Consider the following 25,834-nt stretch of genomic DNA (forward strand, 5'->3'; position numbering starts at 1 on the left):
GAACCGGGTGAACCGGGTGAACCGGGTGAACCGGGTGAACCGGGTGAACCGGGTGAACCGGGTGGAGCGCCGGGCGGGGACCGTCTCGTCCCCGTCCCGGCACGGTACCGGCTACAGCGGTGTGACGTACGCGCCGGAGATGCCGCCGTCCACGAGGAACTGCGACCCGGTGATGAAGCTGGCGTCGTCCGAGGCGAGGAACGCCACCGCGGCGGCGATCTCCGAGGCCTCGGCGAAGCGGCCCAGCGGGATGTGCACCAGGCGGCGCTGGGCACGCTCGGGGTCCTTGGCGAACAGTTCCTGCAGCAGCGGCGTGTTCACCGGACCCGGGCACAGGGCGTTCACCCGGATGCCCTCGCGTGCGAACTGGACGCCCAGCTCGCGGGACATGGCGAGCACCCCGCCCTTGGACGCGGTGTAGGAGATCTGGCTGGTGGCCGAGCCCATCACGGCGACGAAGGACGCGGTGTTGACGATCGATCCCTTGCCCTGCCGCTGCATGTACGGGATGGCGTGCTTGCAGCACAGGTAGACCGAGGTGAGGTTGACCTCCTGCACCCGGCGCCAGGCGTCGAGGCCGGTCTCCAGGATCGAGTCGTCGTCCGGCGGTGAGATGCCCGCGTTGTTGAAGGCGACGTCGACGCTCCCGTAGGTCTCGAACGCCGTCCGGAACACCCGGGCGACGTCGTCCTCGTCGGTCACGTCGGCCTGCACGAACAGGCCGCCGACCTCGTCCGCGGCCTTGGTGCCGGTCGCCTCGTCCAGGTCCACGCACACCACGCGGGCGCCCTCCTCGGCGAACCGGCGGACGGTGGCCAGGCCGATGCCGCTCCCGGCTCCGGTGACGACGGTCACCCGGTCCTGCAAACGCCGCATAGATCTACTCCTCGGAAATGAAGACGTTCTTGGTCTCGGTGAACGCGGACAGGGCGTCGGGGCCCAGCTCGCGGCCGAGGCCGGACTGCTTGAAACCGCCGAACGGCGTCCAGTAGCGGACGCTCGAATGGGAGTTGACGCTGAGGTTGCCCGCCTCGACCGCCCGCGCCACCCGGAGCGCCCGGCCGACGTCGCGCGTCCAGATGGACCCGCTGAGGCCGTACGGGGTGTCGTTGGCGATCCGCACGGCGTCGGCCTCGTCGTCGAACGGCACCACCGACACCACCGGGCCGAAGATCTCCTCGGTGAACGCCCGGTCGTCGGTCGACCGCGGGGTCAGCACCGTCGGGGGGAACCAGAAGCCCGGCCCCGAGGGGCACGTCCCCTGCAGGTGGGGCGGCTCGGTGACGAAGGAGGCCACCCGCTCCCGGTGCTCGGCGCTGATCAGCGGGCCCATCTCGATGCCCTCGTCGCGCGGGTCGCCGACCCTGACCTTCAGCACGGCCTCCCCGAGGCGGTCCAGGAACTCGTCGTGGACCGAGCGCTCGACGAGGATGCGGGAGCGCGCGCAGCAGTCCTGCCCCGCGTTGTCGAACACGGCGTACGGCGCGGTCGCCGCGGCCTTCGCCAGGTCGGCGTCGGCGAAGACCACGTTGGCGCTCTTGCCGCCCAGCTCCAGCGTGATCCGCTTGACCTGGCCCGCGCACTTGGCCGCGATCTCCTTGCCCACCTCGGTCGAGCCGGTGAAGACGATCTTCGCCACGCCGGGGTGCTCGACCAGCCGGGCGCCCGCCACCTCACCGGTGCCGGGCAGGACCTGGAACACCCCCTCGGGCAGGCCGGCGGCCAGGGCCAGCTCGGCCAGGCGCAGGGCGGTCAGCGGGGTCCACTCGGCGGGCTTGACGATCACCGTGTTGCCCGCGGCCAGCGCCGGGGCCAGGCCCCAGGTCATGATGACCATCGGGAAGTTCCACGGCACGATCACGCCGACGACGCCCAGCGGTTCCTGGAAGGTGACGTCCAGCCCGCCGGGCACCGGGATCTGCTTGCCGTGGTCGCGCTCCGGCGCCCCCGCGTAGAAGTCGAGCACGTCGGCGACGTTGCCCGCCTCCCAGCGGGCGTTGCCGATCGTGTGCCCCGCGTTGGCGACCTCCAGCAGCGCGAGTTCCTCGGCGTGCTCCCGCACCAGCGCCGCGAAGCGGCGCAGCAGGCGGGCCCGGTCTCCGGGGCCGACCTTCCGCCAGGCGGCGAAGGCCCGCCTGGCGCGCTCCACCGCGTGGCCGACCTCTGCGGCGTCCGCCGCTTCGACCTCGGCGATCACCTCTTCGGTCGCCGGGTTTACGATCTTCATACTCACATCCGTTCGAATCCTCGGTGCAGCTCCCAGTCGGTGACCGCGGCCTCGAAGGCGGTCAGCTCGACCCGGGCGTTGTTGGCGTAGTGCGCCACGACGTCGTCACCGAAGGCGGTCTTGGCGAGCTGTGACCCCTCCCAGAGCTCCAGCGCGCCACGCAGCGTGTGGGGCACGGTCTCCGCGCCCGAAGCGTAGGCGTTCCCGGTGAATGCCTCCTCCAGGGGCAGCTCGTTCTCGATGCCGTGCAGCCCGGCGGCGATCAGCGCCGAGACCGCCAGGTACGGGTTGACGTCGCCGCCGGGCACCCGGTTCTCGATCCGCAGCGACGGCCCGTGGCCGACCAGGCGCAGCGCGCACGTCCTGTTGTCGACGCCCCACTTGACCGCGGTGGGGGCGAAGCTGCCCGGCACGTACCGCTTGTAGGAGTTGATGTTGGGGGCGTACAGCAGGGTCAGCTCCCGCATGAGGGCGAGCTGCCCGGCGATGAAGCGCTCCCCGACGGGGGAGAGCCCGTGCGGGCCGCTCCCGGCCATCACCGGCTCGCCGTCGGCGGCCCGCAGGGAGATGTGGATGTGGCAGGAGTTGCCCTCGCGCTGGTTTGGCTTGGCCATGAAGGTGATCGACATGCCCTCCTGGGCGGCGATCTCCTTGGCGCCGTTCTTGTAGATGGCGTGGTTGTCGCAGGTGGCCAGGGCCCTGGTGAAACGGAAGGCGATCTCGTGCTGGCCGAGGTTGCACTCGCCCTTGGCCGACTCGACGTACATCCCCGCGCCCTCCATGCCGAGCCTGATCCTGCGCAGCAGCGGCTCGATCCTGGCGGTGCCGAGCATGGAGTAGTCGACGTTGTAGAGGTTGGCGGGGGTCAGGTCGCGATAGCCGCGGCGCCAGGCGTCCTCGTAGGTGTCGTTGTAGACCACGAACTCCAGCTCGGTGCCGACGAACGCCTCCCAGCCCCGTTCGGCGAGCCGGGCGAGCTGCCGGCGCAGGATCTGCCGGGGAGACGCGGTGACGTCGGAGCCGTCCTCCCAGGTCAGGTCGGCCATGACCAGGGCGGTGCCCTCCTGCCAGGGGATCCGGCGCAGGGTGGACAGGTCGGGCTTCATCACGAAGTCGCCGTACCCCCGCTCCCACGACGACATCGCGTAGCCGTCGACCGTGTTCATGTCGACGTCGACCGCGAGCAGGTAGTTGCAGCCCTCGGAGGCGTGTTCCAGAACCTCGTCCAGGAAGTAGCGGGCGGACAGCCGTTTCCCCTGGAGGCGGCCCTGCATGTCGACGATCGCCAGCAGGACGGTGTCGATCCGCCCGGCCTCGGCGTCCGCGCGGAGTTGCTCGACGGTCAGCGGCGCGTGCGGAGTCACGGGCGCCTTCCTTCCCTTAAAAGTCTGGAAACAGACCAATGAGGGCATGCAAGCACCGGAAGGGGTGGATGTCAATCGGTTGCGATGGGGCGCCGGGCAACTGCTGTCCTGTTTTGAGAGTTCTTTGCAGGATCATCATCGGCGCCGTCTTGACGTGAACTGGACATAAGGCGAAATATCACGCAAAACGCCTATGGTTCGGCCTTAGACCATTGAGGTCGGTGGCCGACCGATGCCACCGGGGGTGGGAAGCATGGTGGATGCCAAACGGCATGTTCACGGTGTCGACTACGAGAAGGTGACCGCCGACTACCTGCACCGGCGGCAGCTGAGATCCGGGACGGCCGGGTGGATCCTCCTGGCCGGCCTCGGCGTGGCCTACGTGATCTCCGGTGACTTCGCCGGCTGGAACTTCGGCCTCGCGCAGGGAGGCTGGGGCGGTCTGCTGATCGCGACCGTCCTCATGGCCGTGATGTACACCTGCATGGTCTTCGGCCTGGCCGAGCTCTCCTCCAGCATCCCGGTCACGGGGGCCGGGTACGGCTTCGCCCGCCGGGCCCTCGGCCCGTTCGGCGGGTTCGCGACCGGGACCGCGATCCTCATCGAGTACGCGATCGCACCCGCCGCGATCGCCGTCTTCATCGGCAGCTACGTGGAGGCGCTCGGGCTGTTCGGGCTCAAGAGCGGCTGGCCGGTGTTCCTGGCGGTCTACGTCGTCTTCGTCGGCGTGCACCTGTGGGGCGTCGGCGAGGCGCTGCGGCTGATGTTCGTGATCACGGGCGTGGCGCTGGCCGCGCTGGTGGTGTTCGTCATCGGGATGATCCCCAGGTTCAACGCGGCCAGGCTGTTCGACATCCCCATGACGGACGCGGTCGGGGCCAGTTCGTTCCTGCCGTTCGGGGTTTTCGGCGTGTGGGCGGCACTCGTCTACGCGATCTGGTTCTTCCTCGCCATCGAGGGCGTCCCGCTGGCCGCCGAGGAGGCGCGCGACCCGAAGAAGGACATGCCCAAGGGCATCATCGCGGGCATGACCGTGCTGCTGCTGACCGCGGCCATGATCCTGCTGACCGCGCCCGGCGGAGCCGGATCCGACGCGCTCAAGGAGTCGGGCAACCCCCTCCCCGAGGCGGTCCGGCAGGCTTACGGCGGCGACAACCTCCTGGCCGGCTTCGTCAACTACGTCGGCCTCGCCGGTCTGATCGCGAGCTTCTTCTCCATCATCTACGCCTACTCCCGGCAGCTGTTCGCCCTGTCGCGGGCCGGATACCTGCCCCGCTGGCTCTCGGTGACCGGCCGCCGCCACACCCCGTACCTGGCCCTGATCCTCCCCGCGACCATCGGTTTCCTCCTGGCCGCGATCACGATGGACGGCGACCTGCTCATCCAGATCGCGGTGTTCGGCGCCACGGTCTCCTACGTCCTGATGATGCTCTCCCACATCGTGCTGCGCAGGCGCGAACCGAACATGCCACGCCCCTACCGGACCCCGGGCGGCGTGATCACCACCGGCGTCGCGCTGCTGCTGGCCCTCGCCGCGGTGGTGGCCACCTTCCTGGTGGACGTCAAGGCCGCGCTCATCACGGCCGGGATCTTCGTCGCGCACCTGGCCTACTTCTGGTTCTACAGCCGGCACAGGCTGGTGGCCAACGCGCCCGAGGAGGAGTTCGAGGCGATCGAACGCGCGGAGGCGGAACTCGCCTGAGCGCTCATTAAGCTTGGAGTTCCCCGGTGAGGAGGGCGTGATCGGGGAACTCCACAGCGACGGAAGGCGGCACCATGGGGGGAGCGGGCCTCGAGGTCGCGTTCCGCCCGGTACGCGCGGGCAACGCTTTCGAGGAGACCGTCGAGCGGCTCCTTCAGGTGATCAAGCTCGGCGCCGTCGCCCACGGCGAGAAGCTCCCTCCCGAGCGGGAGCTCGCCACCAGGCTCGGAATCAGCCGCGTCACCCTGCGGGAGGCCATCAGGGCGTTGCAGGAGGCGGGCTATCTCGACGTACGGCGCGGCCGTTACGGCGGCGCGTTCGTGACGTACCAGCCCGCCCCCGCGCAGCACGAGGACCTGCGCAGGGCGGTGGCCGACATGGGCACCGCCGACCTCGACGACGCGCTCACCTTCCGGATGGCCGTCGAGTGCGGCGCCGCCCAGGTGCTGGCCGGGGCCGAGCTGACCCTGGCGCAGCGCAGAGCCCTGCGCCGGCGGCTGGAGGAGGTCAACTCCGCCGGCCCCGACGACTACCGGCGCCTCGACACGGCCTTCCACCTGGCCATCGCCGAGCTGACCGGCTCCCCGCTGCTGGCCGCCGCCTGCGCCGACGCCCGGCTCCGGGTCACCGACCTGCTCAACGCCATCCCGGTGCTCCAGCGCAACATCGAGCACGCCGCGGTCCAGCACGAGGCGATCGTCACCGCCATCCTGACGGGCGACCCCGACGCGGCCCGGCGGGCCGTCACGGAGCATCTGGAGGGGACCGCGGCGCTCCTGCGGGGTTTTCTCGCCTAGTCCGCCCTCCTCACCTGCGGGTTCCCGCGTGTGACGGGTTTTTTCGCGTGATCGCGGGTGTTTCTCGCATAGCCTGAGGAGGCTGTGGGGGATATGTTCCAGCAACGCATCGTGGACACAGGACGGCTGCCGCTGTTCTGTTTCTTCGTCGCGCTGATCGTCGCCTTCGTCTTCACCCGGATCAACGTCCGGCTCATCCGCGCCAAGGTCGGCTGGTTCCGCAACGTCAACATCGGGGAGATGCACATCCACCACGTGGTGTTCGGCGTGGTGCTGACCCTGCTCGGCGGCGTGTCCGGCCTGATCGTGGCGGGCGTCTCGGAGACCTGGTACGCCGTGACCGCGGCCGTCTTCGGCGTCGGCGCCGCCCTGGTCCTCGACGAGTTCGCGCTGATCCTGCACCTGCACGACGTCTACTGGGAGGAGGAGGGCCGCGCGTCGGTCGACGCCGTGTTCGTCGCCATCGCGGTCACCGGCCTGCTCCTGCTCGGCCTGCGCCCCCTGGGCTGGGAGAACTCCGACGGCACCGCCCGGGGAGCGTGGCTGACGGCCGGTCTCATCGTGGTCAACCTCGCGCTCGCGGTGATCACCCTGCTCAAGGGCAAGATCTGGACCGGGCTGGTCGGGTTGTTCGTCCCGATCCTCCTGGTGCCCGGCGCGCTGCGGCTGGCCCGTCCCGGGTCGCCCTGGGCCCACTGGTTCTTCGCCCCGGGCTCGCGCCGCCCGCAGCCCCGCAAGATGGCCAGGGCCGAGCGCCGCGAGGAGCGCTGGCGCCGCCCGGTGATCCAGGCCAAGATCGCCTTCCAGGAGTTCGTCTCCGGCCGCCACGACCTTCCCTCCACCCGCCGCAGGTCCCGCCGCGAGGCGGCCTCCCGGGAACGGTGAACGGGGCGGGGCATACTTGGAGACGTGAGTACGCTTCCGTCCCGCTGGGACGGTGTGGAGCGGCGCGTCCCCGACTCCCTGGACGACCTGCGCGGCCCGGCCACGGGGGTGGTCGCCCTGCCCGTCCACCTCGGCTGGTCCGGGCTCACCGAGTTCGACCTGGTGAACCCGCGGCTGCGGATGAGCCTGTACCGCACGGTCATCACCGGGGGCGGCCGGGCCGACGCCGAGTCGTACCTGAACGCCGAGCTCCTCGTCGCCGACTGGCCGACGCTGCGCCGGGGCATCGGCCCGAGCTACCGCAGGGCCTGGGAGAGCAAGATCGCGGCACTGGGGTGCGCGCGGTGATCCTGCCCCCTTTCCAGCAGCGGATGATGGAGGCCGCGCTGCCCGTCTGCGCCAGGTTCGGCCTGGTGCTGGCCGGCGGGTACGCGATGAACGCCCACGGGCTCACCGACCGGCCGAGCGACGACCTCGACTTCGCCACCGCGGCCGAGACGCCGCTGCCCGAGGTCGCCCACGGGGTGGCCGAGGTGTTCCGGGCGGCCGGGCTGGACGTCACCCTGGTCGACGTGACGCCCCGGATGGGCCGCCTGGTGGTCAGCGACCCGGTGACCGGGCAGAGCTGCGAGTTCGACCTGCTCAGGGAGGCGTTCCAGCGGCAGCCCGTGATCGTCGGAGACGTCTCCGTCGTCTCCCTGGACGACGCGGTGGGCCTGAAGATGCGGGCCCTGCACGAGCGCAGCCTCGCCCGCGACGTCATCGACATCGCGTCGGTCTCCCACCTGTACGGCTTCCGCGAACTGGAGCACCTCGCCCGTCTGCACAACGAGGAGTTCTCCCTCGCCGAGCTGGTGATGCGCCTGGAGTTCGTCGACCTGATCGCCGACGAGGACTTCGAGGCGTACGGCCTCGACGAGGAGCGGATCATGGAGATCCGCCGGTTCGCCTGCGCCTGGGTGGAGGACATCGGGCTCCGCCGGGCCGAGGAGGGCGACATCGAGTACGACGACGTCCCCGACCTCGACTGAACCCCCGGTGACCGCTCCGGGGACCCCGGAGGGGCGGTCGCCGCCCGCCGGCCCCGGAGCCGGATGATCTCCGTGACGCATATCCGGCCGGTTCGCGGGAAGCTGACGGTCCTCCCTCCCGAAGGAGTGTGGATCGTGGGTCTGTTCGACAAGCTCAACCTGCGCGAGATGAGGGCCGGGGTCAAGAGGAGGCTGGGCCGCCGGCTGGGCGACCGCCGGATGGTGGCCGCGGCCCGGACCGAGGAGGCCGAGGCCAGGCTGCTGAGGACTCAGGACGAGATCCTCGACGCCGTGGCCGAGATGCGCAGGGAGTACGGCGCGCGCCGCCGCTGACCTCCCGGCGGCCCGCTCCGGATGCCGGTGTCCCGCCGATCGGCCCGCCCGGGCCGACTCCGGATCGGCGGGGCGCCGGCGCCCCCGGTTCCCTGTCCACTGCCACGCCGACTCCGGATCGGCTCTCCGCCGGGTGACTTCTCGACGCCTTCCTCATCACTTCATGAGTAGAAAATCTGGGAACTCCGCCTGTTCGTACATAGACAGAACATATGTCTGTTTCGCTATAGTCCGGAGTTCTGCAGGGGCGCGAGTGAACCGATCTTTCCAAAGGTGGGCGAATGACAAGCCTCGATTCAGCCACGTCCGTCGTCCGGTCGGCGATCGCCGAGGTGCTGAGCGTGCCGAGTGATCAGGTGAGGCCCGAGGCCACCATCGCCGATCACCAGATCGACAGCCTGGAGTGGGTGGAGATCGCCGTCATCATCGAGGAGAAGCTGGGCATCCAGCTCGAACCGGGTGACTTCGCCGGGGCGCGGACCGTCGCCGACATGGCGGGTGTCCTGCACGCCGCGCTGGCGACCCGGTGACGCGCGTCGTCGTCACCGGACTGGGGGTCAAGAGCCCGGCGGGCAACACGGTCGGCGACGCCTTCGCCGCGGTGCTCGCGGGCACGTCGTCCGCGACCGTGATCCCCGAGCTCGCCGGCGGGCGGGCGCCGATCCCGATCGGGTGCCCGCTGGCACCCTTCGAACCGCTCGACTACTTCACCGGCCGCGAGCTGCGGACCCTCGACCGCACCTCCCAGATCGGCCTCGCCGCGGCGGCCGACGCCGTCGCCGACGCGGGCGGGCCGCCCGCCGGGGCCTGCGGGGTCTACGTGGGCACCGGCGGCGGAGGGCTGGCCACCCTGGAGAACCTGATCGTGGGGCACACGCTCGGCCGGGAGAAGGTCCCGGTGTACGCGGTGCCGACGCTGATGTCCAGTTCGACCGCCTCGCGCATCGCCATCAGGTACGGCTTCCGCGGCCCCTGCCTCACCGTCAACACGGCCTGCGCCAGCGGGGCGACCGCGATCGGCGAGGCGCTGCGCGCGATCCGCTCCGGCGCGATCGGCTCCGCCGTGGCCGGGGGCCTGGACGCGCTCCTGTCGCCGCTCGCCATGCACGCCTTCGCCCGTGTCGGCGCGCTGTCGGAGCGGGTGGACGCGCCCGCGGAGGCGTGCCGGCCCTTCGACGCCGACCGGGACGGCTTCGTCATGGGGGAGGGGGCGGCCTTCCTCGTCCTCGAACGCGCCGACCTCGCCGAGGCCAGGGGCGCCCGCGTGTACGGAGAGGTCAGCGGCTACGCGGCCAACTGCGACGCCGACCACATCGTCACGCCGCTCAAGGACGGCTCCGTCGCCGCCGACTGCATGCGGGCGGCCCTGCGCGACGCCGGGCTCGCCCCCGGCGACGTCGGCCACGTCAACGCGCACGGCACCTCGACCCCGCACAACGACAGCGCCGAGGCCGCCGCCCTGCACGCCTGCTTCGACGGGCGTACACCCCCGGTGACCTCGACCAAGGGGGTGACCGGCCACCTCGTCGGCGGCGCGGGCGCGCTGGAGGCCGTCCTCGCCCTGCTCTCGGCCCGGGAGGGACTGGTCCCCCCCACCGCCAACTTCACCGGCGGCCCCGAGGCGGACCTCCTCGACATCGTCCACGGCAAGCCCCGCCCCATCCCCGTCGCACCGGTCCTGTCCAACTCCTTCGGGTTCGGCGGCAGCAACGCCTGTCTGGTTCTCACCCCCTCGCCGAGTTCCTGAGCCCCCGTACGGTCCGGGCGGAGCCCGCCGTCCGGGCGGAGCCCGCCGTCCGGGCGGAGCCCGCCGTCCGGGCGGAGCCCGCACGGCCTCGGCGACTCCCGCGCGGGTCCGGTGCCGCGCGGCGGTGCCCTGTGCCGGGCGGCGGTGGTGTGTGCGGGCCGGGGCGGCGGTGTCTGGTGCGTGTCAGGCGGCGTGTGCGGGCCGGGCGGCGGTGTCCGGTGGGCGACGACGGGTGGCGTGTGCGGGGCCGGCGTCCGTGTCCTGCGGCCGGTGCGCGGTCGGCGGCGCGACGGCAGTCGATGCCGGAAGCGCCGGAGTCGCCGGGCCGGTACCCCTTGATGTCAACCTCGGTTGACGATGTCGATGGTGTCAACCTATATTGACGTGATCGACTTTCGTCTATGAAATCGGGCGAGACGCTCGGTCCGGGGCTGCGCACGGTACATAGGAGAGGCGGCCGGAGGCCGGTCATCGTCGTCCCCGAGGAGGTTCTCGTGCCCGAGACCGCGTCCTGGCGGTTGCTGTTCGGCTACATCCGGCCCCATCGGAAGGCCCTGATGCTCGGCGGGGTGCTCAGCCTCATCGGCTCGGCGGCCGGGCTGGCCATGCCGCTGCTCGCCAAGACGGTGATCGACGCCTTCGGCGAGCAGCGCTCCCTGCTCGGCCCGGTGCTCGGCCTGACCGCGGCCGTGCTCGCGAGCGCCGCGATCGGCGCGCTGGGCGGCTACGTGCTGGAGCGGATGGGCGAGGGCATCGTCTTCGCCGCGCGCCGGAACCTGGTCGCGCGGATGCTGCGGCTGCGGGTCTCCGAGGTCGACCGGCTCAAGCCCGGTGACCTGATGTCCCGGGTGACCTCCGACACCACGCTCCTGCGGGCGGTGTTCACCAACGGGGTGGTCGAGACGGTCAGCTCGCTGTTCATGCTGGTCGGCGCCATGGTGCTGATGGCGGTCATCGACGGGATGCTGCTGCTCATCACGCTGGGGGTGCTGGTCCTGGTCGGCGGGATGGTGGGGCTGATCATGCCGCGCATCCAGCGCGCCTCGATCCAGGCGCAGGTCGCGGTGGGCGAGATGGGCGCGGTGCTCGACCGGACGCTCCAGGCGTTCCGCACGGTCAAGGCCAGCGGCGCCGAGGACCGGGAGATCGCCGCCGTGGACGACGCGGCCCGCGAGGCGCGTGACAGGGGGATCGCGGTCGCCTGGCTGACCTCCGTCGCGGGCGTCTCGGCGTGGGTCTCCGCCCAGCTCGCCTTCGTCGCCGTGCTCGGGGTGGGCGGTGCGCGGGTCGCCGCCGGCTCGCTGGAGGTCTCCTCTCTGATCGCGTTCCTGCTGTACCTGTTCTACCTGGTCGCCCCCATCGGCCAGCTGGTCCAGGGGTTCACCCAGGTGCAGAACGGCCTGGCCGCGGTCAAGCGCATCCGCGAGATCGAGGAGCTGCCCGGGGAGGAGACCACCGTGGCGGTCCACCGGGTCGGCCGGACCCCCGCGGGGGTCGTCTTCGAGAAGGTGGCCTTCCGCTACGGCGACGACCGGCCCGTCATCCACGACGGCGTCTCCTTCGAGGTGCCGGCCGGTGGGCTGACCGCCCTGGTGGGACCGTCCGGCGCGGGCAAGTCGACGGTCTTCGCCCTGCTCGAACGCTTCTACGACCACCAGGGCGGGACGATCGCGGTCGACGGCCGCGACATCCGTGACTGGCCGCTGGCCGAGCTTCGCGCCTGTCTCGGCTACGTCGAGCAGGACGCGCCGGTGCTCGACGGCACGCTCCGGGAGAACCTCGTCTTCGCCGCGCCGGACGCCGCGGAGGACGACATCGCGCGGGTGCTCACGCGCACCCGCCTGGAGGATCTGGTCGCCCGGCTCCCCGAGGGCCTGGACACCCGGGTCGGCCATCGCGGGATCATGCTCTCCGGCGGGGAGCGTCAGCGGGTCGCCATCGCGCGGGCCCTGCTGCGCAGCCCGCGCCTGCTGCTGCTCGACGAGGCCACCTCCCAGCTCGACGCGGTCAACGAGCTGCGGCTGCGGGAAGTGGTCGCCGAGGTGGCGAAGGAGACGACCGTGCTGGTGATCGCGCATCGTCTCTCCACCGTCACCGGCGCCGACCGGATCGTGGTGATGGAGGCGGGCCGGGTGCGGGCCGTCGGCACCCACGAGGAACTGCTGGCCGACGACACCCTCTACCGGGAGCTGGCGGCCACCCAGTTCCTGCTTCCGGCCTGACCCCGGCCCCGCCCGCCGCGGCCCCGATCCGGTCTCTGATCCTCCCCGGGGCCAACGCATCCCCGCATTTCGGGCTAGATCCCGCAAATTACTACCGACCATATTGGAATAATTCGGACATTGGGTCGGTGGGTTGGTTCGTCCTCCGGCGGACCGGGCATTCCCGCCTGTGCGGAGCCTCTCCTTCGCACAGGGGCGCCCATCGGGCGCGTGCCGAATCCGATCTCCCGATCCCGTCCGTGCGGGGCGAGGGCCGGGGCGTGATGATCGTGACGGCTCCCACGAGGGGGGCGTCACGGGCCTGCCGCCCGCGGCGCCCCCCTCCGCCGGGTTGACCTGTGGCCTCCGGGTGACAAATATGAATGCGTTCATTCATTCCGGAAGGGGAGGTCGGGCATGACCGGCAGCCGGGTTGTGCGCGCGCCGCGCGGCACCACGCTCACCGCCAAGGGGTGGCCGCAGGAGGCGGCGCTCCGGATGATCCAGAACAACCTGGATCCCGAGGTGGCCGAGCATCCGGAGCAGCTCGTCGTCTACGGCGGCTCCGGCAGGGCCGCGCGTGACTGGCGCTCCTTCGAGGCGATCACCCGCACCCTGACCACCCTGGAGGGCGACGAGACGCTGCTGGTGCAGTCGGGCCGGCCCGTCGGGGTGTTCCGCACGCACGAGTGGGCCCCGCGCGTGCTGATCGCCAACTCCAACCTGGTGCCCGACTGGGCCACCTGGGAGGAGTTCCGGCGCCTGGAGGCCGCCGGCCTGACCATGTACGGGCAGATGACGGCCGGATCCTGGATCTACATCGGCACCCAGGGCATCCTGCAGGGCACCTACGAGACCTTCGGCGCGGTGGCCGCCAAACGGTTCGGCGGGAGCCTGGCCGGCACGATCACGCTGACCGCCGGCCTCGGCGGCATGGGCGGCGCCCAGCCGCTGGCCGTCACCATGAACGGCGGCGTGGTGATCTGCGTCGACTGCGACCCCAGGTCGATCGACCGGCGGATCGAGCACCGCTACCTCGACGTCCGGGCCGCCGACCTCGACGAGGCGCTCCGCCTGGCGTACGACGCCCGCGACCGGCGCGTCCCGCTGAGCATCGGCGTGCGGGCCAACGCGGCCGAGGCCGTGCCCGGGCTGCTGCGCAGGGGCGCCGAGATCGACATCGTCACCGACCAGACCTCCGCGCACGACCCGCTGATGTACCTGCCGGTCGGCATGGCCTTCGAGGACATGGCCGACGAGCGCGAGAAGGACCCGGCGGGGTTCACCCGCAGGGCCCGCGAGTCCATGGCCAGGCACGTGGAAGCCATGGTCGGCTTCCAGGACGCCGGGGCCGAGGTCTTCGACTACGGCAACTCCATCCGGGGTGAGGCGCAGCTCGCGGGCTACACCCGGGCCTTCGACTTCCCCGGGTTCGTGCCCGCCTACATCCGGCCGCTGTTCTGCGAGGGCAAGGGGCCCTTCCGCTGGGCGGCACTGTCCGGATCGGCCGCCGACATCGCCAAGACCGACCGGGCGATCTGCGAGCTCTTCCCCGACAACGAGCCACTGACCCGGTGGATCCGCATGGCCGGGGAGAAGGTCCACTTCCAGGGCCTGCCGGCCCGGATCTGCTGGCTCGGCTACGGCGAGCGCCACCTGGCCGGCGAACGCTTCAACGACATGGTGGCCTCCGGGGAGATCGAGGCCCCGCTGGTGATCGGCCGCGACCATCTCGACTGCGGCAGCGTCGCCAGCCCGTACCGCGAGACCGAGGGCATGGCCGACGGCTCCGACGCGATCGCCGACTGGCCGCTGCTGAACGCGATGCTCAACGTGGCCTCCGGTGCCGCCTGGGTCTCCATCCACCACGGCGGCGGCGTCGGCATCGGCCGATCCGTCCACGCCGGCCAGGTCACCGTCGCCGACGGCACCGCTCTCGGCGCCGAGAAGCTCAACCGGGTCCTCACCAACGACCCCGGCACCGGCGTGATCCGCCATGCCGACGCCGGCTACGAGGAGGCCGTGACCGTCGCGCAGGAGCGGGGCGTCCGCGTCCCCATGCGCGAATCCTGACACCTCGGTGCACGGATCCCGGGGGCGGTGTGTGAATCCGGGCCCGCCGCTCCCGCCGCGCCCTGCCTCGGTGTATGAACGACACCGGGGTGGGACGGGGAGGGAATGCTCGTGAGCGATCGGGAGGTTGGAGAGGACGTGGGGGACGGACTCGATCAGCTTCTGCAGGGCCGGCGGCTCTCACCCGTGCAGCGGCGCATCGCCCGCTACATCGGCGACCACCTGCCGGAGGCGATCTTCCTGTCCAGCGTCGAGCTGGCCGACCGGGCCGGGGTGAGCCAGCCGTCGGTCACGAGGTTCGCCATGGTGCTCGGCTTCGCCGGGTACCCCGAGCTCAGGCAGGCGCTCCGGCCTCTCGTCGTGGGCGGGTGCGGCCCGTCGCGGGCCAACGACCTGCAGACCGCGATCGACGCGGAGATCGAGAACCTGCGCAAGGTGCGCGAGAGCCTGAGCGACCCCTCCGACGTCACGGACCTGGGCATCAAGCTGGCCGGGTGCGAGCCGCTGCCGGTGCTGGGCCTGCGGGTGTCGAGCGGGCTGGCCACCACCTTCGCCTACTTCGCCCGCCGGATCCACCCCGATGTCCGCCTGCTGACCCACGGCGGGTCCGAGCTGGCGGACGGCCTGCACGCCGCCCGCCGGGCGGGCGCCGGCTGGCTGGTCGCGGTGATCCTGCCCCGCTACCCGGCCGAGGCCGTGCGGGCTCTGCGGATCGCCCGCGACCTCGGCCTGCGCACGGCAGTGATCACCGACCGGCGCGACGTGCCCTTCGAGGCCGACGTGATCCTCGCCGCCCCCGTCGGCGAGCGCCTGGTCTTCGACTCGCACGCGGCGCCGCTGGCGCTGGCCATGGTGCTGGTGGAGGCGATGGCCGACGCGGCGCCGCTGCGGACACGGGCCCGGCTGGACGAGTACGAGCGCATGATCGACCAGGCCGGGGTCTTCACCGACCAGTTCGACTGACGGACCGCGGAGGGCTCCGGTCCCGGCCCGGGCCCGGCCGGCGATCCGCGTGATCGAGCCCACCGGCCGGCGCGGGGTGGTCGCCGTCGCCGGCATGAGGCCGGAGGCCGGCGGCAGGCGGGACCGGGCCGTCGGAGAGGCCGCCGTCGTCAGGGCGCGCTCGGACGGTTTCGGGTACCCGCGGGAGGACGCCCCCGCGGTCACGCCGGAGCGCCCGGGAACGGAGACCTTCCGCCCCGAGTAGGGTGATCGGCATGTCCACACGTCCGACCGCGCTGGTCACCGGAGCATCCCGGGGGATCGGGGCCGCCGTCGCGCGAGCCCTCGCCCCCACGTACGATCTGCTGCTCGGCGGCCGTGATCCCGAGGCGCTGGCCGCGATGTGCGCGGAGCTGCCGGGCGCGCGGCCCTGGCCGGTGGAGCTCACCGCCGTCACCGAGGCCGACGTCGCCGGGATCGACCGGCTCGACGTGCTGGTGCACAGCGCGGGCGTGATGACCCTGGGCCGGATCGAGGAGACCCCGGCCGAGGCGTGGCGGCGCACGATGGAGGTCAACGTCGTCGCGGTGGCGGAGCTGACCCGGTTGCTGCTGCCCGCGCTGCGCGCCGCCCAGGGGCACGTGGTGCTGATCAACTCCGGGTCGGGGCAGCGGGCCAACCCGGCCTGGACCTGCTACTCGGCCAGCAAGTTCGCGCTGCGCGCCTTCGCCGACGGGCTCCGCCTGGAGGAGCGGCGGCTCCGGGTGACCACGGTCTACCCGGGGCGGACCGCCACCGACATGCAGCGCGGGCTGCGCGCCCAGGAGGGCGGCGACTACGAGCCGGAGAACTACCTCGACCCCGACTCGGTGGCCCGGGTGGTGGCGGCGGCCGTGACCGCCACCCCGGACGCCCATGTCACCGAGATCACCGTCCGTCCCACGGCGGGTTCTCCCAACTGAGGCCGCTCCGGTCGCGTCCTTCCGCCCGGCCCCGCTCTTCCGTCCCGCTCTTCCACCTCGTTCTTCCGCCCGGCGCCGCCCTTCCGCCCCGCCCTTCTCCCGGCGGACCGGTCTCCCGGCACGCCGGGCTCGCCAATGAATGGGGCCATTCACATAATGGAAGGGTGTTCGACGAGATGTGGGGTGCCATCGCGCACCTCGGACGTGACGCCCGGACGGGGGGCTACCTGCGTGACGCGTGGTCGCCCGCCGACATGGAGCTCCGGCTCTGGTTCCGCCAGGAGGCCGTCAGACGCGGCCTCGACCTGCGGGAAGACCGCAACGGCAACCTGTGGGCCTGGTGGGGCGACCCGTCGGCCCGGCCGGGGGTGGTCACCGGCAGCCACCTCGACTCGGTCCGGCAGGGCGGCGCCTTCGACGGCCCCCTCGGCGTGGTGTCGGCCTTCGCGGCCCTCGACCTGCTGCGAGCCCGGGGCGTCGAGCCGGGCCGCCCCCTGGGGGTGGCCTGCTTCACCGACGAGGAGGGCGCCAGGTTCGGCGTCCCCTGCGTCGGCTCCCGCCTGCTGACCGGGGTCCTCGACCCCGACCGGGCCCGCGCGCTCGCCGACGACGAGGGCGACTCGCTGGCCGAGGTGCTGCGCCGGGCCGGCCGCGACCCGGGCGGCCTGGGCCGCGACGAGGAGACCCTGCGGCACATCGGCGTCTTCGTCGAGCTCCACGTCGAGCAGGGCCGGTATCTGGTCCACCGCGGCAGGCCGGTCGGCGTCGCCTCGGCCATCTGGCCGCACGGCCGCTGGCGCTTCGACTTCCGCGGACAGGCCAACCACGCGGGCACCACGCGCCTGGCCGACCGCGACGACCCGATGCTGCCCTTCGCCCGCACCGTCCTGCACGCCCGCCAGGCCGCCGAGCGTCGCGGCGTGGTCGCCACCTTCGGCAGGACACGCGTCTCGCCCAACAACGCCAACGCCATCCCCGGCCTGGTCACCGCCTGGCTGGACGCCCGGGGCGGCGACGAGGACGCGGTCAGGGCACTGGTCGCCGAGCTGGCCGAGTTCTCCGGCGCCGAGGTCGCCGTCGAGTCGTGGACCCCGGTTGTCGACTTCGACGCGGTCCTCAGGGAGCGGGTCGCCGCCGCCGCCGGGGGCGCGCCGCTCCTGCCGACCGGGGCCGGGCACGACGCCGGGATCCTCGCGTCGGCGGGCGTGCCGAGCGCCATGGTGTTCGTCCGCAACCCAACGGGAATCTCTCACTCCCCGGACGAACACGCGGAGACGGACGACTGCCATGCGGGGGTGGCCGCCCTCGCCGCGGTCTTGGAGGATCTGTGCACGAACTGAACTACTGGTGCGAGCTGGCCTGGCTGCCGCCGGGCGAGGTCGTCGCCGGAGTCCTCGTCAAGGTCGAGGACTCCATGATCGCTGAGGTCGTCCCCGGCGTGGCCAACCCGCCCGGCGGGACCGTCCGGCTCGCGGGGCTGACCATCCCCGGGCTGGCCAACGCCCACTCCCACGCCTTCCACCGGGCCCTGCGCGGGGTGACACAGCGGGAGAAGGGCAGCTTCTGGACCTGGCGCGAGCAGATGTACGGGGTGGCGGGCACGCTCGACCCCGACTCCTACCTCCGGCTCGCCAGAGCCGTCTTCGCCGAGATGGCGCTGGCCGGGATCACGTGCGTCGGGGAGTTCCACTATCTGCACCACGCCGCGGGCGGCGTGCCGTACGACGACCCGAACGCCATGGGGCACGCTCTCGTCCAGGCGGCGCGCGAGGCGGGCCTGCGCATCGCGCTGCTGGACACCTGTTACCTGACCGGCGGGATCGGCACCCCGCTGAGCGGTGTCCAGCTGCGCTTCGGCGACGGCGACGCCGACAGGTGGGCGGCGCGGGCCGCCGGGCTCTACTCCCACTACCGGGGGGAACGGGACGTGGAGATCGGCGTGGCCGTGCACTCGGTGCGGGCGGTCCCGGCCGAGCAGATGCGGGTGGTCGGGGAGTTCTCCCGGCACCACGCGGTCCCGCTGCACGTCCACGTCTCCGAGCAGCGGGCGGAGAACACCGCCGCGGTGGAGATGTACGCCGCCAGCCCGGTCCAGGTGCTCGCCGAGCACGACGTGCTCGGCCCCCGGTCGACCGCCGTGCACGCCACGCACCTCTCGGACGTGGACGTCGCCCTGCTCGGCGCCTCACGCACCCACGTGTGCATGTGCCCGACGACCGAACGCGACCTCGCCGACGGCATCGGCCCGGCCAGGGCGCTGTTCGAGGCCGGGTCGCCGATCACGCTCGGTTCCGACAGCCAGGCGGTCATCGACCTGTTCGAGGAGGCCCGCGCGGTCGAGCTGGACGAGCGGCTGGCCACCGAGCGGCGCGGCCACTGGTCGGCCGCCGAGTTGCTGGACGCCGCCACCACCGCCGGGCACGCCTCGCTCGGCTTCCCCGACGCCGGCATGCTCGTGCCGGGGGCCTGGGCCGACCTGGTGTCGGTGCGTCTCGACTCGGTCCGCACCGCCGGGACCTCCCCGGCCCACGTCGCCGAGAACGTCGTCTTCGCCGCGACGGCCGCCGACGTGCACTCGGTCGTGTCGAGCGGCCGGCAGGTGGTCACCGACGGCCGCCACGTCCTCGGCGACGTGGGCGCCATGCTCGCCGGCGCGATCGCCGAGGCGCGGGGGGAGAAGCGGCACGGGGGAGGAGAGGCGTGAGGAATGACGGGCGGCCGACGAGCACCCTTTTCGATCGCATCGGCCTGCTCTACACCGGCGACCCGGCGCGGGAGGAGATCGAGGACGCGGCCCTGGTCGTGGCGGACGGCCGGGTGGCCTGGGCCGGCCCGGCCGCCGCCGCCCCGGCCGCCGACCGGCGGGTGGACGTCGACGGGCGCTGCGTGATCCCCGGCTTCGTCGACAGCCACGCCCACCTCGTCTTCGCGGGTGACCGCACGGCGGAGTTCGCCGCCCGGATGGCCGGGCGCCCGTACACGGCCGGGGGCATCCGTACCACCGTCGCGGCCACCCGCGCCGCCACCGACGTCCACCTCGCGGCCCGTACCGCCGCACTGGTCTCCGAGATGCTCGCCCAGGGGACCACCACGGTCGAGATCAAGAGCGGCTACGGCCTCACGGTGGAGGACGAGCGGCGGTCCCTGGAGATCGCCCGGGGCTTCACGGAGGAGACCACCTACCTGGGCGCGCACGTCGTCCCGCCGGACGCCTCCTCGGCCGACGACTACGTCCGCACCGTCACCGGGGAGATGCTCCAGGCCTGCGCGCCGCACGCCCGGTGGGTGGACGTGTTCTGCGAGCGAGGCGCCTTCGACGCCGACCAGAGCAGGGAGATCCTCCTCGCGGGGGTGAGAGCGGGGCTGCTGCCGCGGATCCACGCCAACCAGCTCGGCCCCGGCCCGGGGATCCGCATCGCGGCCGAGGTGGGCGCGGCCTCCGCCGACCACTGCACCCACCTGACCGCCGACGACGTCGCGGCGCTCTCGTCCGCGGGGGTGGTCGCCACCCTGCTGCCCGGTGCCGAGTTCTCCACCCGCTCGCCGTACCCGGACGCCCGCCTCCTGCTGGACGCCGGGGTGACGGTCGCGCTGGCCACCGACTGCAACCCGGGCTCCTCCTTCACCTCGTCGATGCCGTTCTGCGTGGCGCTGGCGGTCCGCGAGATGCGGATGACACCGCTGGAGGCGGTCAGGGCCGCCACGTACGGCGGGGCCAGGGCGCTGCGCCGCGCCGACGTCGGCACGCTGCGGGTGGGGGCCCGCGCCGACCTGGTGATCCTGGACGCGCCGACGTACGTCCATCTCGCCTACCGCCCCGGGGTACCGCTGGTGATGCAGGTGTGGAGAGAGGGGCGCCGCATGGTTTGAGCCTCCCACCTCCGGGGAAGCCGCACGCCTTGTCATGACATGCCTGGAGACATCCTCCTTAGGGAGGAAATCCAAAACCATTCTCCAGGCGTACTTCTTGAGGGAATCTTTGCCCTGATCCAGCCGTTGATAAGTCAAGCGACCTGTCCGCACGCACGGGGCATTGAACGAGCGTGCGGGCATGTCATAAGCAGGCGGAGCGAGGTGCCATCGGATGGCAAGGCCGACGGGGAATCGGACGCAGGATCAGCACGTCTCGGATCGAGACCTGCTCGGGACATACCTGGCAGAAATCGGACGGGTGCCCCTGCTCACCGCGGAGGAGGAGGTCGAGCTCGCCAAGCGGATCGAGGCGGGCCTCTTCGCGGAGCAGTTGCTGGACGGCGGGTTGACGGAGCCGCGGATCGCGGACGCCGCCGATGAGGAGCTTGAACGACTGGCCATTTCGGGGCGACGGGCCAAGGACGAATTCATCCAGGCCAATCTACGTCTTGTGGTGGCGGTTGCGCGCAAATATTCGGGGCGGGGAATGCCCCTCATCGACCTGGTCCAGGAGGGCAACCTGGGGTTGGTCCGTGCGGTCGAGAAGTTCGACTACCGGCGTGGATACAAGTTCTCCACATATGCCACTTGGTGGATCCGCCAGTCCGTGGGCCGTGCCATCCACGAGCAGGCCCGCCCGGTGCGCCTGCCCACCCATGCCGGTGAGCAGATGACCAGGTTGATGCGGGTCCGCCGCGACATGCTGGCGGAGCTGGACCAGGAGCCGACCGATGCCGACCTGGCGGAGGTGCTCGAACTCCCCATCGAGCGGGTGCGCGAGCTCCGCCGCTGGGCCTCCGACCCCGTCTCCCTCCAGCTGGGCGTGGGCGACGAGGACGAGACCGAGCTGGGTGACATGATCGCCGACGAGACGTGGGCCGATCCCGAGCAGCAGGCGATGGACATCCTGGAGCGCGAGCGCCTGGAGGAGTGGCTGACCGGCCTGGAGGGCCAGACCCGCGAGATGCTTCGCTGGCGGTACGGCCTGATGGACGGGCGCGAGCACACGTTGACCGAGGTCGGCGAGCGTTACGGCATCGGCCGTGACCGTGCCCGGCGCATCGAGCGCGACGCCCTGGCCCGGCTGCGGAAGATGGCCGCGGCCGCCTGACGACCATGACCCGGGCCGCCTGACGGCCCATGATCCGGTACGGCCCGTGCGGGCCGTACCGGATCTTTTTTGTTCCGCCCTTTTCGTTCCGCGCCGTTGCCGCTGTTCCGGTTGGGCCGGCCCGGGTGCGACGACCTCCGGGCGGCTTTCCGGCGGCCCCGGAGAGGGGCGCCCGCGGTGCGCCGAGCGGACCCTCGGCGCCCCGGCGCCCTGATGGTGCCCTGATGATCCACGGTGAGGCTGCGACGGCGGCGAGGGGTGGTGCGGCGGCGGCACCGGTGTGGCGGATGGCCGTCGCGCCTTACGGATCCTTGGGTCAAGCCCTGCCCACCCCCCGTTTTGGTCATCTTCCGGCCAAGGGACAACCTGTCCGAAACATGGTCGAAACACCATGCGGCCGAGTTTCACAGATGCGAAACACGCAAGGTCGCGCCATGAAACGGCAGAAGAACACGCTGTGGCGCAACGTCAGTGCGCGGCCGGTCGACGGAGCCCTGGAAGCGTCCACTGCGATGTGAAACCGGCAAAACGCCAATTGGAAGGAGGGTCGCTTCGCATGAAGATCGATAGCGGCTCCACAGCCTGGATGCTCGTGAGCACCGCGCTCGTTTTGCTCATGACCCCGGGTCTCGCGTTCTTCTACGGGGGCATGACCAGGGCCAAGAGCGTTCTCAACATGATGATGATGTCGTGGGTCAGCATCATCACGGTGACGATCACCTGGGTCCTCTACGGGTACTCGCTCGCGTTCGACGCCGTTGACAACGCCAGCGGCTTCCTCAACAAGATCGTCGGTGGGCTCGACAACATCGGGCTGATGGGCGTCAACGAGGCCGCTTACAACGACACCTTCCCGATGATGGTCTTCTCCGCCTTCCAGCTGACCTTCGCCATCATCACGGTGGCGCTGATCAGCGGCACCATCGCCGACCGGGCCAAGTTCGGCGCCTGGGTCGTCTTCACCATCGTGTGGGCCACCATCGTGTACTTCCCCGTCGCCCACTGGGTCTGGGGCGGTGGCTGGCTGACGCAGCTGGGCATCGAGGACTTCGCCGGTGGCACGGTCGTGCACATCAACGCCGGAGCCGCGGCGCTCGCCCTCGCCCTGGTGCTCGGCAAGCGCGCGGGCTGGCGCAAGGAACCGATGCGCCCGCACAACCTGACCCTGGTCCTGCTCGGCGCGGGCCTGCTCTGGTTCGGCTGGTTCGGCTTCAACGCGGGCTCCGAGCTCGCCGCCGACGGTACGGCGGGCCTGGCCTTCATGAACACCCAGATCGCCACCGCCGTCGCCGCGGGCGCCTGGCTCGTCGTCGAGAAGTTCCGCGACGGTCACGCGACCTCCCTGGGCGTCGCCTCCGGCGCGGTCGCCGGCCTGGTCGCCATCACCCCCGCCTGCGGTTTCGTCGACCCCTGGGCCGCGATGCTCATCGGCCTGCTCGCCGGCGCCGCCTGCGCCTACGCGATCGGCCTGAAGTACAAACTGGGCTACGACGACTCCCTCGACGTGGTCGGCGTGCACCTGGTCGGCGGTGTGATCGGCGCCGTGGCGCTCGGCTTCGTCGCCGCCTACCCCTTCCTCGACGGGCAGAACAAGGGCCTGTTCTACGGCGGCGGCTGGACGCAGCTCGGCCTGCAGGTCCTCGGCCCCGTGGCGGTGGGCGCCTACTCCTTCGTCGTGACCTACATCATCGGTAAGGTCATCGACAAGGTGATGGGCTTCCGCATCAACGCCGAGGCGGAGATCACCGGCGTCGACATCACCACCCACGCCGAGACCGGTTACGACCTCGGCACCATCCACTCCTCGGGCGTGGCCGCCGTCAACGGTCCGGTTCCCGCCCCGGCGTCTAAGAAGGTGGACGCATGAGACTCATCACCGCGGTCATCAAGCCCTTCAAGCTCGATGACGTGAAGGCCGCCCTGGAGCAGTTCGGCATCAAGGGCATGACCGTCAGCGAGGCCAGCGGGTACGGTCGCCAGCGCGGTCACACCGAGGTCTACCGGGGCGCCGAGTACCAGGTCGACCTGGTGCCCAAGGTCCGCCTTGAGGTGCTCGCCGAGGAGGACGACGCCGAGGACGTCATCGACGTCATCGTCAAGGCCGCGCAGACCGGCAAGATCGGTGACGGCAAGGTCTGGTCCGTTCCCGTGGACACGGTGGTCCGGGTCCGCACCGGGGAACGCGGACCCGAGGCGCTCTAACCGGTGAGAGGCGACACCCGCTCGTACGCCGCGGCCCGCAAGGAGCGGGCCGCGGACATCGACCGCTGGCTGACGGACCTGCTCCGCACCGCCTGCGGCTCGCCGTACGGGCCCAACGGGGGAATGACGAGGAACGACGAGCGCGGCGCCCTGAGCGGAGTCGCGCTCGTCGCGGTTGGCAGCCTGGGACGCTCGGAGCTGGCACCCGGCAGCGACCTGGACCTGGTGCTGCTCCACGACGGCCGTGAGGACGTGGCCCGCATCGCCGACCGCGTCTGGTATCCCATCTGGGACTCCGGCGTCGGCCTCGACCACTCGGTGCGCACCGTGGAGGAGGCGGCCAAGGTCGCGAGGGAGGACCTCAAGGCGGTCCTCGGGCTCATCCAGGCCCGGCACGTGGCCGGAGACCCGGAACTGACGCGCTCGGCGCGCGAGACCGTGCTCGCCGAGTGGCGCGCCGACTCCCGGCGCAGGCTGGGCGAGCTGCGGGACGCCGCCGACAAACGGGCGGAGTCAAGCGGGGAACTGGCGTTCCTCCTCGAACCCGACCTCAAGGACGCCCGCGGCGGCCTGCGCGACGTGCAGGCGATGCAGGCCGTGGCCGCGGCCTGGGTCGCCTCGGCCCCGGGCCCGCGCGTCCGCGAGGCCTACGAGCTGCTGCTCGACATCCGGCACGGCCTGCACCTGGTGACCGCCCGCGGCGCCGACCGCCTGGTGCTCCAGGAGCAGGACGCGGTCGCCGGAGTCCTGGGCCTTCTCGACGCCGAGGCGCTGATGCGCAGGCTCGCCGAGGCCGCCAGGACGATCTCGCACTCCTTCGACGCCACCTGGCGCACCGTCGACCGGCTGCTGACCGGTCCCACGCCGAGGGGCCGCCGGCCGCTCGCCGACGGCGTCGTCGAGCACGGCGGCGAAGTCGTGCTCGCCCGCGGGGTCAACCCGCGCAAGGATCCGGTGCTCGTGCTGCGCGCCGCGGCCGCGGCCGCGGAGGCCGGGCTGCCGCTGGCGCCCGCCACGGTCAGCACGCTGGCCGCGCAGTCGCCGCCGCTCCCCGTGCCCTGGCCCGACGAGGCCCGCGACGCCCTGGTCGCCCTGCTTGGCGCGGGCCGCGCCGCCGTGCCGGTCTGGGAGGAGCTGGACCAGGCGGGCGTGCTGGTCCGCCTGCTGCCCGACTGGGAGCGGGTGCGGCACCGCCCGCAGCGCAACCCGGTGCACCGCTACACCGTCGACCGGCACCTGATCGAGGCCGCCGCGGGGGCCGCCTCGTTCACCCGTGAGGTGTCCCGGCCCGACCTGCTGCTCATCGCCGCGCTCCTGCACGACATCGGCAAGGGCTACCCCGGCGACCACTCCACCACCGGCGCCGTGGTCGCCCGCGACATCGGCACCCGGATGGGTCTGCCCGCGGCGGACGTCGAGATCCTGGAGACCGTGGTCCGCCACCATCTGCTGTTGCCCGAGACGGCCACCCGCCGTGACCTGGACGACCCGGTGACGATCTCCAGGGTGGCCGAGGCCGTGGGTTCACGAGAGGTGCTCGAACTGCTCGCGGCCCTCGCCGTGGCCGACGGCCACGCCACCGGGCCCGCCGCCTGGAACTCCTGGAAGGCCTCGCTGGTCGCCGACCTGGTACGCCGGGTCCGCTCGGTGCTCTCCGGGACCCCGTTGCCGCCCGCGCCCTCGCTCTCGGTGGAGCAGGCGTCCCTGGCCCGCCACGGCGGCGGTGCCGTCCGGGTCAACGGGGGAGCGGTCACCGTGGTCGCGCCGGACCGGGCCGGGCTGCTCTGGCGCGCGGCCGGGGTGCTCGCCGCGCACCGGATGGTGGTCCGCGCCGCCTCCGCGGCCTCGGCGGGTTCGACCGCCGTGATCGAGTTCTCGGTCGTGCCGGAGTACGGCTCGCCGCCCGACCCCGCGACCCTGGAGGCCGACCTGCGGCTGGTGCTGGCCGGCCGCCTCGACATCGAGCAACGCCTGGCCAGGAGGACCAGGGCGCTCCGTCCGGCCCGCGTCCCGGTGGCGCCTCCCCGGGTGACCCTGGTGGACGACGCCTCCAACACCGCGACGGTCATCGAGGTGCGCGCCCATGACCGTCCGGGGCTGCTGTGGCGGATCGGCAGGGCGTTCGGGGAGTGCGGCCTCGACGTACGAGCCGCGCGTGTGGAGACCCTCGGCGCGGAGGCGGTGGACGTCTTCTACGTGGTCGACAGAGCCGGCCGGCCGCTGACGGACGAGGTCCAGCGGGCGCAGGTGCGGGATCAGGTGCTGGCTGCCCTGCGATAACGATAGACAATCAATCTCTAGTCGCCTTCGTACCGATTAAGTCCGGTTTGTCGTCTTTGCCGATT

The 25,834-nt window shown here is 71.9% G+C and carries 23 protein-coding genes; 20 read left to right on the forward strand and 3 right to left on the reverse strand.

Going from position 1 to position 25,834, the window contains the following annotated elements; genetic code table 11:
* Positions 1-111: 111 nt before the first annotated feature.
* The 3 genes from ABD841_RS08945 to ABD841_RS08955 are packed head-to-tail and all read right to left on the reverse strand — an operon-like array spanning position 112 to position 3,591.
* A complete protein-coding gene (locus tag ABD841_RS08945) occupies positions 112-876 on the reverse strand; it encodes a 3-oxoacyl-ACP reductase (RefSeq protein WP_344969666.1) in 765 nt (254 codons plus the stop codon).
* Between the two features lie 4 nt (positions 877-880).
* The gene (locus ABD841_RS08950; RefSeq protein WP_344969668.1) at positions 881-2,227 is read right to left on the reverse strand and encodes an aldehyde dehydrogenase family protein; all 1,347 of its coding nucleotides are present in this window, start codon (positions 2,225-2,227) and stop codon (positions 881-883) included.
* Between the two features lie 2 nt (positions 2,228-2,229).
* Positions 2,230-3,591, reverse strand: coding sequence for a glutamine synthetase family protein (locus tag ABD841_RS08955; protein WP_344969670.1), 1,362 nt, complete (start codon positions 3,589-3,591; stop codon positions 2,230-2,232).
* A gap of 253 nt (positions 3,592-3,844) precedes the next feature.
* Between ABD841_RS08955 and eat the strand changes: the two genes are divergently transcribed.
* From eat to ABD841_RS09055, 20 genes are all read left to right on the forward strand, one after another.
* Positions 3,845-5,293 carry an ethanolamine permease gene (gene eat, locus ABD841_RS08960; RefSeq protein WP_344969671.1) on the forward strand — a complete coding sequence of 483 codons (1,449 nt, stop codon included), beginning with the start codon at positions 3,845-3,847 and terminating at the stop codon, positions 5,291-5,293.
* 74 nt (positions 5,294-5,367) lie between these two features.
* A complete protein-coding gene (locus tag ABD841_RS08965) occupies positions 5,368-6,090 on the forward strand; it encodes a FadR/GntR family transcriptional regulator (protein WP_344969673.1) in 723 nt (240 codons plus the stop codon).
* Positions 6,091-6,183: 93 nt separating this feature from the next.
* The gene (locus ABD841_RS08970) at positions 6,184-6,975 is read left to right on the forward strand and encodes a hypothetical protein (protein ID WP_344969675.1); all 792 of its coding nucleotides are present in this window, start codon (positions 6,184-6,186) and stop codon (positions 6,973-6,975) included.
* A 24-nt stretch (positions 6,976-6,999) separates the two neighbouring features.
* Complete coding sequence (locus tag ABD841_RS08975; protein ID WP_344969677.1) at positions 7,000-7,323, forward strand: hypothetical protein; 324 nt, start codon at positions 7,000-7,002, stop codon at positions 7,321-7,323.
* Complete coding sequence (locus ABD841_RS08980) at positions 7,320-8,006, forward strand: nucleotidyl transferase AbiEii/AbiGii toxin family protein (RefSeq protein WP_344969678.1); 687 nt, start codon at positions 7,320-7,322, stop codon at positions 8,004-8,006. Before ABD841_RS08975 ends, ABD841_RS08980 begins: the two co-directional genes overlap by 4 nt.
* A 135-nt stretch (positions 8,007-8,141) precedes the next feature.
* Positions 8,142-8,339: a hypothetical protein gene (locus ABD841_RS08985; protein ID WP_344969680.1), complete on the forward strand. Its 198-nt coding sequence runs from the start codon at positions 8,142-8,144 to the stop codon at positions 8,337-8,339.
* Between the two features lie 281 nt (positions 8,340-8,620).
* Positions 8,621-8,869, forward strand: a complete 249-nt coding sequence (locus tag ABD841_RS08990; protein WP_344969682.1) for an acyl carrier protein — start codon at positions 8,621-8,623, stop codon at positions 8,867-8,869.
* Positions 8,866-10,086 carry a beta-ketoacyl-[acyl-carrier-protein] synthase family protein gene (locus tag ABD841_RS08995; protein WP_344969683.1) on the forward strand — a complete coding sequence of 407 codons (1,221 nt, stop codon included), beginning with the start codon at positions 8,866-8,868 and terminating at the stop codon, positions 10,084-10,086. The genes ABD841_RS08990 and ABD841_RS08995 overlap by 4 nt, the downstream gene beginning before the upstream one ends.
* Positions 10,087-10,580: 494 nt before the next feature.
* Positions 10,581-12,308 (forward strand): ABC transporter ATP-binding protein, encoded by a 1,728-nt coding sequence (locus tag ABD841_RS09000; protein WP_344969685.1) that lies wholly within the window; start codon positions 10,581-10,583, stop codon positions 12,306-12,308.
* A gap of 396 nt (positions 12,309-12,704) precedes the next feature.
* On the forward strand, positions 12,705-14,360 hold the full coding sequence (gene hutU / locus ABD841_RS09005) for a urocanate hydratase (protein ID WP_344969686.1): 1,656 nt from the start codon (positions 12,705-12,707) through the stop codon (positions 14,358-14,360).
* Positions 14,361-14,465: 105 nt separating this feature from the next.
* Positions 14,466-15,323 carry a MurR/RpiR family transcriptional regulator gene (locus tag ABD841_RS09010; RefSeq protein ID WP_344969688.1) on the forward strand — a complete coding sequence of 286 codons (858 nt, stop codon included), beginning with the start codon at positions 14,466-14,468 and terminating at the stop codon, positions 15,321-15,323.
* 49 nt (positions 15,324-15,372) lie between these two features.
* Complete coding sequence (locus ABD841_RS09015; RefSeq protein ID WP_344969690.1) at positions 15,373-15,567, forward strand: hypothetical protein; 195 nt, start codon at positions 15,373-15,375, stop codon at positions 15,565-15,567.
* Positions 15,568-15,577: 10 nt separating this feature from the next.
* On the forward strand, positions 15,578-16,264 hold the full coding sequence (locus ABD841_RS09020) for an SDR family oxidoreductase (RefSeq protein ID WP_344969693.1): 687 nt from the start codon (positions 15,578-15,580) through the stop codon (positions 16,262-16,264).
* Positions 16,265-16,440: 176 nt separating this feature from the next.
* Positions 16,441-17,604: an allantoate amidohydrolase gene (locus ABD841_RS09025; protein ID WP_344969850.1), complete on the forward strand. Its 1,164-nt coding sequence runs from the start codon at positions 16,441-16,443 to the stop codon at positions 17,602-17,604.
* Positions 17,592-18,968 carry a formimidoylglutamate deiminase gene (locus ABD841_RS09030; RefSeq protein WP_344969694.1) on the forward strand — a complete coding sequence of 459 codons (1,377 nt, stop codon included), beginning with the start codon at positions 17,592-17,594 and terminating at the stop codon, positions 18,966-18,968. Before ABD841_RS09025 ends, ABD841_RS09030 begins: the two co-directional genes overlap by 13 nt.
* A complete protein-coding gene (hutI, locus tag ABD841_RS09035) occupies positions 18,965-20,134 on the forward strand; it encodes an imidazolonepropionase (RefSeq protein WP_344969696.1) in 1,170 nt (389 codons plus the stop codon). Before ABD841_RS09030 ends, hutI begins: the two co-directional genes overlap by 4 nt.
* Before the next feature lie 214 nt (positions 20,135-20,348).
* A complete protein-coding gene (locus ABD841_RS09040; protein WP_344969698.1) occupies positions 20,349-21,287 on the forward strand; it encodes a sigma-70 family RNA polymerase sigma factor in 939 nt (312 codons plus the stop codon).
* A 556-nt stretch (positions 21,288-21,843) separates the two neighbouring features.
* Complete coding sequence (locus tag ABD841_RS09045) at positions 21,844-23,154, forward strand: ammonium transporter (protein WP_344969699.1); 1,311 nt, start codon at positions 21,844-21,846, stop codon at positions 23,152-23,154.
* A complete protein-coding gene (locus tag ABD841_RS09050) occupies positions 23,151-23,489 on the forward strand; it encodes a P-II family nitrogen regulator (protein ID WP_093259464.1) in 339 nt (112 codons plus the stop codon). Before ABD841_RS09045 ends, ABD841_RS09050 begins: the two co-directional genes overlap by 4 nt.
* A 3-nt stretch (positions 23,490-23,492) precedes the next feature.
* Positions 23,493-25,769, forward strand: coding sequence for a [protein-PII] uridylyltransferase (locus ABD841_RS09055; protein WP_344969703.1), 2,277 nt, complete (start codon positions 23,493-23,495; stop codon positions 25,767-25,769).
* The last annotated feature ends 65 nt before the right edge of the window (positions 25,770-25,834 follow it).

The sequence above is a fragment of the Streptosporangium fragile genome, from assembly GCF_039534445.1.
GTDB classification, from domain to species: domain Bacteria; phylum Actinomycetota; class Actinomycetes; order Streptosporangiales; family Streptosporangiaceae; genus Streptosporangium; species Streptosporangium fragile.